This is a genomic window from Mycobacterium sp. TH-M11, assembly GCF_057473725.1.
The window spans coordinates 1-9,532 of the sequence record NZ_JBYCLD010000354.1 but is presented as its reverse complement, the minus strand read 5'-3'; the positions used below and the strand labels follow the sequence as shown (position 1 = coordinate 9,532).

Sequence of the window (9,532 nt, the reverse complement as noted above, 5' to 3'; positions counted from 1 at the left end):
CCTCGAGCATGGACTCCCGAGGGTCGAACGGACAGCCGCCCTCGATGTGTGCGAGGTATTCGTCACGGAAGAACTTGAGTGACGATGCGACCGGGCTCGCCGCACCATCACCCAACGCGCAGAACGACTTTCCGAGAATCGCGTCGGCGATGTCGGTGAGCTTGTCCAGGTCCTCGGTGGTACCGCGGCCGCCTTCCAGACGATGGTAGATCTGGCTCAGCCAGAACGTGCCCTCGCGGCAGGGCGTGCACTTGCCGCACGACTCGTGCTTGTAGAAGTCGATCCAACGACCGACAGCGCGCACCACACAGGTGGTTTCGTCGAAGATCTCCAACGCCTTGGTGCCCAGCATCGACCCGGCCGAGCTCACACCCTCGTAATCCAGTGGCACGTCGAGGTGTTCGTCGGTCAAAAGCGGCGTCGACGATCCGCCCGGCGTCCAGAACTTCAGCTGGTGTCCGGCCCGCACGCCCCCGGCGTAGTCGAGCAGTTCGCGCAGCGTGATGCCCAGCGGCGCCTCATACTGGCCGGGCCTGGTGACGTGCCCGGACAACGAATACAGCGTGTAGCCAGGTGATTTTTCGCTACCCATGGAGCGGAACCAGTCGGCTCCGTTGAGCACGATGGACGGGACGCTGGCGATGGTTTCGACGTTGTTGATCACCGTCGGGCAGCCGTACAGGCCGGCGACCGCGGGGAAGGGCGGACGCAGACGGGGTTGGCCGCGGCGGCCTTCCAGCGAGTCCAGCAGCGCGGTCTCCTCGCCGCAGATGTAGGCGCCGGCGCCGGCGTGCACCACCAACTCCAGGTCGTAGCCCGAACCGGCGATGTTGTTGCCCAGATATCCGTTGGCGTAGGCCTCGGCGACGGCGTTCTGCAGGCGCCGCAGCACCGGCAGCACCTCGCCGCGGACGTAAATGAACGCGTGGCTGGCCCGGATCGCATACGACGCGATGATCACGCCCTCGACCAGGACGTGCGGGGTGGCCAGCATCAGCGGAATGTCTTTACACGTGCCGGGTTCGGACTCGTCGGCGTTGACCACCAGGTAGTGCGGCTTGGCGGCGGCGGCGCTATCGCCCTGCGGGATGAACGACCACTTCGTGCCGGTCGAAAAGCCCGCGCCGCCGCGGCCCCGCAGCCCTGAGTCCTTGACGGTGGCGATCACCGCGTCGGGGTCCATCTTCAACGCCTTGTCCAACGCCTGATAGCCGTCGTTGCGGCGATAAGTCTCCAGCGTCCACGATTGCGGGTCATCCCAGAATCGGCTCAGCACCGGTGCCAACGGTGTCGGTGACCCCATTACTTGCCCTCCCCTGAAGCGTCCGGAGGCGGTGCGGCCATCTTCTTGGCCTTGGCAACCTCAAGGCCGGCCAGCGTCGCCGCGCCGGCACCGCCTTGGCCGTCGTCCGGCCGCGGGTCGGGGAAGCCGGCCAGAATCCGCTCGGTCTCCTTGAACGTGCCCAGATTTCCGCGGGTTGGTGCCGGGGGATTACCCGAGCGCAGACCGTCGACCAGCGTGCGCGCCGACTGAAGGGTCTGGTTGTCGTAGAATTCCCAGTTGACCATGACGACCGGCGCGTAGTCGCACGCGGCGTTGCACTCGATGTGTTGCAGCGTGATCTTTCCGTCGTCGGTGGTCTCGTCGTTGCCGACGCCGAGGTGGTCCTTGAGCGAGTCGAAGATCGCGTCGCCGCCCATCACCGCGCACAGCGTGTTCGTGCACACGCCGACCAGATACTCGCCGGTGGGTCCGCGTCGGTACATGGTGTAAAAGCTTGCGACAGCGGCAACCTCGGCTCCGGTCAAACCGAGTCGCTCGCCGCAGAATTCCACGCCGGCCGGCGTTATGTAGCCGTCTTGCGCCTGCACCAGGTGCAGCAAAGGCAGCAGTGCTGAGCGCGGGTCGGGGTAGCGGCCGACGATCTCCTTGGCGTCGAGTTCCAGTTGCGCCTGCACGTCGGCCGGATACGACTGCGGCGCGCCATCGGTGACGAACTGGCCGGGCTCCTCTGGCGGCGGGCCGAGCCGGAGAAACACCCGCTCGCCATTGCCGTTGGGGCTCTGCGGTGCGCTCATCGGTCCACCCCGCCCATCACCGGGTCGATACTGGCCACCGCGGTGATGACGTCGGCGACCATGCCGCCCTCGCACATCGCCGCGACCGCTTGAAGGTTGGTGAACGAGGGGTCGCGGTAGTGCACCCGGTACGGGCGGGTGCCGCCGTCGCTGACCATGTGTACACCCAATTCGCCGCGCGGCGATTCGACGGCGACGTAGACCTGCCCGGCCGGCACCCGGATGCCCTCGGTGACCAGCTTGAAGTGGTGGATCAGCGCTTCCATCGAGCCGCTCATGATCTTCTCGATGTGCTCCGGCGAGTTGCCCAACCCGTCCGGACCGACTTTCAGGTCAGCCGGCCAGGCGATTTTGCGATCCTCGATCATCGTCGGGCCGGGCTTTAGTTTGTCCAGGCACTGCTCGACGATTTTCACCGACTCCGACATCTCCTTGACGCGAATGATGTAGCGGCCGTAAGAATCACACCCGTCGTCGGTGATGACGTCGAAGTCGTAGTGCTCGTATCCGCAGTAGGGCTCGGTCTTACGCAGGTCGTGCGGCAACCCGGTGGACCGCAGGATCGGCCCGGTGACTCCCAGGGCGACACAGCCGGTGAGGTCGAGGTAACCGACGTCCTTGGTGCGGGCCTTCCAGATGGCGCTCTCGTTGAGCAGGTTGCCCATCTCGTGCAGCACGCCCTTGATTTCCTTGAGGGCCGTGGCGATTTCAGTCTTGGCGTCCGGTGGCAGGTCCTGCGACACACCGCCGGGGCGGATGTAGGCACTGTTCATCCGGAGCCCGGTGATCGACTCGAACAGCGTGAGGATGATTTCGCGGCCCTTGAAGCCGGTGAACATCGGCGTCATCGCGCCCAACTCCATGCCACCGGTCGCCAACGCGACCAAGTGCGACGAAATCCGGTTGAGCTCCATCATCATCACCCGGATGACGTTGACGCGCTCGGGGATCTCGTCGGTGATTCCGAGCAGCTTCTCCACACCCAGGCAAAAAGCAGTTTCGTTGAAAAACGGCGACAGGTAATCCATTCGGGTCACGAACGTCACGCCCTGCGTCCAGTACCGGTACTCGAGATTTTTCTCGATTCCGGTGTGCAGGTAGCCGATTCCGCAGCGGGCGTCGGTGACGGTTTCACCCTCGATCTCCAGGATCAATCGCAGCACGCCGTGGGTGGACGGGTGCTGCGGACCCATGTTGACGACGATCCGCTCACCGGGTTCGCCCTTGCGGGCCGCCTCGACGATCTTGTCCCAGTCCTGCCCGCCCAGAGTTACCAGGGTTTCGCTCATCAGTTGTAAGACCTCCGCTGGTCGGGCGGGGGGATCTTGGCGCCCTTGTATTCCACCGGCACACCACCGAGCGGGTAGTCCTTGCGCTGCGGGTGCCCCTCCCAGTCGTCAGGCATCTCGATGCGGGTCAGCGACGGGTGACCGTCGAAGATGATGCCGAAGAAGTCGTAGGTCTCGCGCTCATGCCAATCGTTGGTCGGATAGATCCCGAACAGCGAGGGGATGTGCGGATCACCGTCGGGCGCAGCCACTTCCAGGCGTACCCGCCGGTTGTGCGTGATCGAGCTCAGCGGATACACCGCGTGCAGTTCGCGTCCGGTTTCCTCCGGGTAGTGCACGCCGCTGACGCCGAGACACAGCTCGAATTGCAACTGTGGGTCATCGCGGAGCCGACGGGCGACTTGCGGCAGCAACTCGCGGCCTACGTGCAGGGTCAACTCGTCGCGATAGACCACGACTTTCTCGACTGCGTCGGCGAATTCGACGTTGTCATCGGCCTTCAACGCCGCGGTCAGCCGGTCGACAAGCTCATCGAAGTAGCCGCCGTAGGGGCGCGGGCTGCCCTCGTCGATAACGACCTGACGAACAAGCCGTCCGTAGCCCGACGTGTCGCCGCTGCCGCGGACCCCGAACATGCCGCGGCGCACGCCGATCAGTTCGGCGTCGGACGGGTTGTTGCCGACCGGATGCCCACCGACCTCGCTGGCCGCGCGAGTGGGGTCGTGTGTCGGTGAGCTCATCGCAGCAGCCCGAGGTGTTCGATGGTCGGCCGGGCGGCAAGTGCCGCCTGTTCGGCTTCGGCGATGGCCTGCTCGCGGTTTACCCCGAGCGGCATCTCTTGGATCTTGTCGTGCAGCTTGAGGATTGCGTACAGCAGCATCTCCGGTCGAGGCGGGCAGCCGGGCAGGTAGATGTCAACGGGCACGACGTGGTCGACGCCCTGCACGATCGCGTAGTTATTGAACATGCCACCAGACGAGGCGCAGACACCCATGGCGAGAACCCATTTGGGCTCGGCCATCTGGTCGTAGATCTGGCGCAGCACCGGTGCCATCTTCTGGCTGACGCGGCCGGCCACGATCATCAGATCAGCTTGTCGCGGTGTCGCCGAAAATCGCTCCATGCCAAAGCGTGCGATGTCGAATCGTGGCCCGGCTGTGGCCATCATCTCGATCGCGCAGCAGGCCAGTCCGAACGTGGCCGGCCACAGCGAGCTCTTGCGGAAATATCCCGCCAGTTGTTCGACGGTTGTCAACAAGAAGCCGCTGGGGAGTTTTTCTTCTATGCCCACGCCTTACCTCAATCCCATCTCAGCGGTCAATCCCAGGTCAATCCGCCGCGGCGCCACACGTAGGCGTAGGCCACGAAGACGGTGAGCATGAACACCACCATCTCGATCAACGCGAACAACCCGAGTTGGTCGTAGCTCACCGCCCACGGGTAGAGGAACACGATCTCGATGTCGAAGACGATGAACAGCATCGCGGTCAGGTAGTACTTCACCGGAAAGCGCTGCCCGCTGCCGGCGTGCGGCGCGTTGGCCGGTTGGTCGCTGGGTTCGATCCCGCATTCGTAGGCTTCCAGCTTGGCCCGGTTGAAGCGCTTCGGGCCGGTGATCTGGGCGAGCGCGACCGAGCCGAGCGCGAAGGCTGCGGCGATCCCTCCGAGGACAAGAATGGGCAGGTAGAGATTCATCTCTCGACGACGCTTCCTCACTCTGGTCTAGGGCTGGATTGTGAGCGCAACCACAGCCTAGCGACCGTGTGGGGCCGCGCGCTCAGCAGGTTAGATGTGACCTCAACCACAACTGGGTGATTGGGTGACAGTATGACACGGGCGGCTGACAGCGGGTCATGCGAAAGACGCGAAAGGCGCAGGGCGCGAACAACTTTCGCCCATGCCCGCGCGACCGCAACGGCAGGATTCAACGCCGTCGGGCGGTTGGGCCGCGCGGAATCGAGAAGGCGGTCAGGCGGTCAGCGCACCGGGGTGCGCAGCAACTCGAGAACGGCCCGACTAAGCCGGATCGGATCGATCGGCTGAGGGACCGCAGCCTCCGCGCGTGACCAGCTGGCCAGCCAGGCGTCGTCTTGGCGTCCGGTGAGCACAACGATCGGGGGGCCTTGGTCGATCTCGTCCTTGAGCTGCTTGGCCAGGCCCATGCCGCCTTCGGGGGTTGCCTCGCCGTCCAGGATGGCCAGATCGATGCCGCCGGTGTCCACCTGCTGGACCACGACCGGCCCGGTCGCGACCTCGACGTAACTCAGTTCGGGCAGATCGGGATGTATCCGTTTGCCCAGGGCCGTCATGACGGCCTGCCGGGTGTTGGGGTTGTCGCTGTACACGAGGATCCGCAAGGTGCTGGTGGCAGACACGGTCCAGATCGTAGCGCCCGGCACGATTTAGTGCGGCGTCCGGACGAAGTACGCGTCGGCCGAGACGGTCGCCGTCTTCGCGACCATGCCCAGGCGGTTCCAGCCGATGTCGAACTGGTCGCGGTCGATTTCGGCTTTGGCCGTCACTCGCACACCGCCACCGTGGAGCGCGCTGACCTGGACTGGCAGCGCAACGGGCGCGGTGACGCCTTTGATGCTGAATGTGGCCCGCAGGTCGGCGGCATCGCCGCCGCTGGGCTCGATGCCGGTGACCACCACGCTGATCTCCGGGTAGCGGTCGACGTCGAAGAAGTCGGCCGAGCGTAGGTGCTCGTCGCGCTTACCGATGCCGGTTCGCAGCGAGGCTACCTGGACGTCGAGACGGCCGAAGATGGCTCCCCTGCTGGTGATTTGGCCGTCGGCGCTGACGACGGTGAACCGCCCTTTGACAGTGAGCAAACCCCAGAAATTCTTGATGCTGAAGCCGACTGTGGAACGGTCGCGGTCCAGGCTCCACACCCCGGCGGTGTCCGGGTCGTTCAACAGTGTTTTGAGGTCGTTCATGGCGCCGCTCCTTAACTCATGATCGGGGCGTGGGCTGCGGGCATCGGGTATCTCCTACTCGTCCTGGTAGCCGGGATGGGCCGCCGCCAGCCGGCGGCCGACCAGTGCCCGCAACGCGATCTGTACGGGCTCGTCGGCGCCGTCCACGTCACCGGCCCGGATCGCCGCGGCCAGCGCGGCTTCGTCGCGACAACCGAGCTGGGCCAGCGCTTCGCTCACGCCGTCGTCGGGACCCGCGAGCAGCTCGCGTTCCACCATCCGCAGGGCGTTCGCCGCGACCTGGGCATGGAAATTGACCTGACCCGAGCTCGACGCCCGGACGTCGGTTTCGAGGAACTCGGCGACGGCGGCGATGAGTTCCGCGGCGGTGGGACGACCGTGTGCGGACGTCATCAGGTGGCCGGCGCTTCGGGTCCGCGGCCGACGCCGCTGCGCAATTTCACCGACGCGGAGTACGCCGCCGAGCGGAAGTGCAGAACCGGTTCGTCAGACGGCTCGATGCCGTCGGTGACGCGCATCGGATCGAACACCACGATGTCTCCGCCGTGCTCGCGTTCGGTGTCGGCGCTGATGATCTCCAGAGTGCCGACGGTGCCGACCTGGTCGCCCTGCCAGGGCTTGGACGGGTCGACAGTAGAGTCGCCCCGCGGGGCGACCTGGACCTGATAGTGGAACCGAACCGGTTGGGCCGCAAGCCGATTGTCGAGTTCATCGACCAAAAAGTCTGGGCCGTTGGTTTTCGCGATGTCCGGCGGCAGGAAGTCCTCGCCGGCATCCGGGACGAGGTGGTAGGGCACGAATCGTGCGCTGCCGTCGGCGGCAATCCAGCGAAACGCGTGCAGGCCGCGGTAGGCGACGGTGCCGTAGCCGGCCGGTATTTTGTTCGCTTCCTTGACCACCGGCAGCGCCTTGACGAAGCGCGGCTGGGTCGCGGTGAAGGTGCCGCGGTAGAGCTTGCCTTTGGCGTGCAGCGCCCGGTTGCCGGGTTGGGCGCCACCCGTTGCCCGGATTGCCTCGATTGCCTGATCAGGAGTGGCCACAGCACAACCCTAGGCTTTCAACCGGCCCCCGCGACCGCGTTATCGAGCAAGTCGAGCAAGTCCCACTCGGTCTCGCACACGCGTCGCCCGATCGTCGCGAGTTCCACCGAGCGGCTCTGTCCGCTCAAGTGGCGTTCGGCCTGATAACGGCAGATGATTCCCCAGCGCAGCGTGGCCTGGACCAACCACCAGTGAAACGCCGCCCGGTCGACGTCGGCCCCGCCGGCCTGTTCATAGCCGCGGAGGAAATCCTCGATGCTGCCCAGCCCGCCGGCGGCCAGACGCGCCGGCGCGCCGAATCGCCAGGCCCGGATGCAAAACCAGGCCAGGTCTTCGTAGATGTCACCCACATGCACCAGCTCCCAGTCCAGCACCGCTGCCAGCCCGGACCCGTCGACAATGAGGTTGCCCATCCGAAAGTCGCCGTGCACCAACGCCGGCGGCGAGGGCGCCGGCCGATGGTCGGCAAGCCAGCGAAAAGCCCACTCGAAGGTGGCCGTGGTGTCGCCCATGGTGTCCAGCTGGTCGCGCCATCCCGTCATCTGGTCGGCGTCGCTGATGCCGGGCAGATTCGTGTCAGCCCGGTGAATGGCGGCCAGTGCCTCGGCGCACTGGCGCAACAGTCGTTGCCGAGCGGTGTCGTCCAGCTCACGATGGATGCGACGGACGATCGTCTCGCCCTCGATTGCGTCGCAGATCAGAAACGGATTGCCCAGCGCCGCAACACAATCGTCCACGACGAGAATATGGGGCACCGGTGCGCCGGCCGCGGCCGCTGCGCGCTGAGCGCTGGCCTCGAGAGCCATGCCGGCGTGCACTTCGTCGGGCGGGCCGGTGCGCAGGATCAGCGAACGCCGCTGGTCGCCGGTGACCGCGTCAAACGCCCAGGTGGTGCGGCTGGCGCCGCCGGTGAGCGCAGTCAGCTTCTCGACGGCGGTCCCGGCGCCCAGCGCCGCTTCCAGCACGCCGACGAGTTTTGCCGCCAGCTCCTCTGTGGCCGTCACTTGCGGCCGAACTTGAACAGCCGCTGCGCCACCCGGCGGATCTGGATTTCCTCGGCACCCTCGGTGATCCGGTAGCGGCGGTGGTGGCGGTAGATGTGCTCGAAGGGTTCGTGCCGGCTGTAACCCAGGCCACCGAAGATCTGCATCGCGCGGTCGGCGGCGTCGCACACCAGCCGGTTGGCCCGATAGTTGGCCATCGACACCTTGTCCGACACTTCCATGTGATGGTCGCGGTCGAGGTGCCAGGCCGCGTACTGCACCAGCAGCCGCACCATCTGCGCTTCGGTCTGCAGCTCGGCCAGCGGCCACTGCACAGCCTGGTTGGCCGACAGCGGCTTACCGAACACCGTTCGCGTGCCCGCATACTCGGCGGCACGATCGATGCAGTACTGCGCCGCGCCCAGGCTGCTGGCGGCTTGACGAATGCGATTCTCGTGCAGGAAGGTCTGGGCGACCTCGAGCCCGCGGTCGACCTCGCCGAGCACTGCGTCGGCGGATACCCGCACGTCGGTGAGTTCGACCTCGCCGTGATCGGTGGGCATGTTGAACGTCCACCAGTAGTACGGGACCGCGAAGCCTGGCGAGTCCGTGGGCACCAGGAAAGCGGTGATGCCTTGGGCCTGCCCCGGTTCGCCGGACGTACGAGCGAAGATCAAGTCATGCGTGGCGCGATGGACGCCGGTGTTGAACCGCTTGGCGCCATTGATGATCCAATGGTCACCGTCCGGTACAGCACGGGTTTCCAGCCAGGTCGCGTCGGAGCCGTGCAAAGGCTCGGTGAGTCCGAAGGCCATCGAGCGTTCACCGGTGATCAACGCCTCGGACCACGCGGCGCGCTGTTCGTCGGTGCCGAATCGCTCCATCATGATCACCTGCGGAAAGTTCCCGACGATCGAGGACTCGTTCTGCAGATCATTGTGCAGGCCAAGGCCTTTGTGCGCCAGATGTTCCCGGATGACCGCCATGTCGACGTTGGTGCCGTCGCGACCGCCCAGCGACGACGGCAGCCCGTAGCGCAACCAGCCGGCTTTGTCGGCGCGACGGCGCATCTCCGACAGCAGATCCTCCCACTCCCGGGTGGGGATGCCGTCGTTGTCCCAGTCGGTGCGGGCGTGTTCGCGACGTTGGTCGAAGTACTGCATATTCTCGGCCTGCAGCGGCGCGATCTCGCGCTCGATGAA

12 protein-coding genes are annotated in these 9,532 nt (G+C 65.7%); all 12 read right to left on the bottom strand.

Annotation, left to right across the window (positions count from 1 at the left end):
* Nucleotides 1–1,303, bottom strand: a 1,303-nt coding sequence (gene nuoF / locus AC2VOG_RS14280; RefSeq protein ID WP_486940542.1) for an NADH-quinone oxidoreductase subunit NuoF, incomplete at its 3' end; no start/stop codon positions are given.
* Nucleotides 1,303–2,079: an NADH-quinone oxidoreductase subunit NuoE gene (gene nuoE, locus AC2VOG_RS14275; RefSeq protein ID WP_486940541.1), complete on the bottom strand. Its 777-nt coding sequence runs from the start codon at nt 2,077–2,079 to the stop codon at nt 1,303–1,305. The genes nuoF and nuoE, both read right to left, overlap by 1 nt.
* Nucleotides 2,076–3,368, bottom strand: a complete 1,293-nt coding sequence (gene nuoD, locus AC2VOG_RS14270; RefSeq protein ID WP_486940540.1) for an NADH dehydrogenase (quinone) subunit D — start codon at nt 3,366–3,368, stop codon at nt 2,076–2,078. Before nuoD ends, nuoE begins: the two co-directional genes overlap by 4 nt.
* Nucleotides 3,368–4,003, bottom strand: a complete 636-nt coding sequence (locus AC2VOG_RS14265) for an NADH-quinone oxidoreductase subunit C (RefSeq protein ID WP_486940543.1) — start codon at nt 4,001–4,003, stop codon at nt 3,368–3,370. The genes nuoD and AC2VOG_RS14265 overlap by 1 nt, the downstream gene beginning before the upstream one ends.
* A gap of 101 nt (nt 4,004–4,104) precedes the next feature.
* On the bottom strand, nt 4,105–4,659 hold the full coding sequence (locus AC2VOG_RS14260; protein ID WP_486940539.1) for a NuoB/complex I 20 kDa subunit family protein: 555 nt from the start codon (nt 4,657–4,659) through the stop codon (nt 4,105–4,107).
* A gap of 26 nt (nt 4,660–4,685) precedes the next feature.
* Nucleotides 4,686–5,063, bottom strand: a complete 378-nt coding sequence (locus AC2VOG_RS14255; protein ID WP_422266460.1) for an NADH-quinone oxidoreductase subunit A — start codon at nt 5,061–5,063, stop codon at nt 4,686–4,688.
* Between the two features lie 281 nt (nt 5,064–5,344).
* Nucleotides 5,345–5,743, bottom strand: coding sequence for an Rv3143 family two-component system response regulator (locus tag AC2VOG_RS14250; RefSeq protein ID WP_486940538.1), 399 nt, complete (start codon nt 5,741–5,743; stop codon nt 5,345–5,347).
* 27 nt (nt 5,744–5,770) lie between these two features.
* On the bottom strand, nt 5,771–6,307 hold the full coding sequence (locus AC2VOG_RS14245; protein WP_486940537.1) for a YceI family protein: 537 nt from the start codon (nt 6,305–6,307) through the stop codon (nt 5,771–5,773).
* A 54-nt stretch (nt 6,308–6,361) separates the two neighbouring features.
* On the bottom strand, nt 6,362–6,700 hold the full coding sequence (locus tag AC2VOG_RS14240) for a DUF6285 domain-containing protein (RefSeq protein WP_486940536.1): 339 nt from the start codon (nt 6,698–6,700) through the stop codon (nt 6,362–6,364).
* A complete protein-coding gene (locus AC2VOG_RS14235) occupies nt 6,700–7,347 on the bottom strand; it encodes a catalase (protein ID WP_486940535.1) in 648 nt (215 codons plus the stop codon). Before AC2VOG_RS14235 ends, AC2VOG_RS14240 begins: the two co-directional genes overlap by 1 nt.
* Before the next feature lie 17 nt (nt 7,348–7,364).
* Complete coding sequence (locus tag AC2VOG_RS14230; RefSeq protein WP_486940534.1) at nt 7,365–8,351, bottom strand: phosphotransferase family protein; 987 nt, start codon at nt 8,349–8,351, stop codon at nt 7,365–7,367.
* Nucleotides 8,348–9,532: acyl-CoA dehydrogenase family protein (locus AC2VOG_RS14225; RefSeq protein ID WP_486940533.1), on the bottom strand; the 1,185-nt coding region annotated here is incomplete at its 5' end. The genes AC2VOG_RS14225 and AC2VOG_RS14230, both read right to left, overlap by 4 nt.

Excerpts from the sequence above, each read along its gene's own strand:
- nuoE (WP_486940541.1), bottom strand. The coding sequence starts at position 2,079 with ATGAGCGCACCGCAGAGCCCCAACGGCAATGGCGAGCGGGTGTTTCTC.
- nuoD (WP_486940540.1), bottom strand. The coding sequence starts at position 3,368 with ATGAGCGAAACCCTGGTAACTCTGGGCGGGCAGGACTGGGACAAGATC.
- AC2VOG_RS14265 (WP_486940543.1), bottom strand. The coding sequence starts at position 4,003 with ATGTTCGGGGTCCGCGGCAGCGGCGACACGTCGGGCTACGGACGGCTT.
- AC2VOG_RS14255 (WP_422266460.1), bottom strand. The coding sequence starts at position 5,063 with ATGAATCTCTACCTGCCCATTCTTGTCCTCGGAGGGATCGCCGCAGCC.
- AC2VOG_RS14245 (WP_486940537.1), bottom strand. The coding sequence starts at position 6,307 with ATGAACGACCTCAAAACACTGTTGAACGACCCGGACACCGCCGGGGTG.
- AC2VOG_RS14240 (WP_486940536.1), bottom strand. The coding sequence starts at position 6,700 with ATGACGTCCGCACACGGTCGTCCCACCGCCGCGGAACTCATCGCCGCC.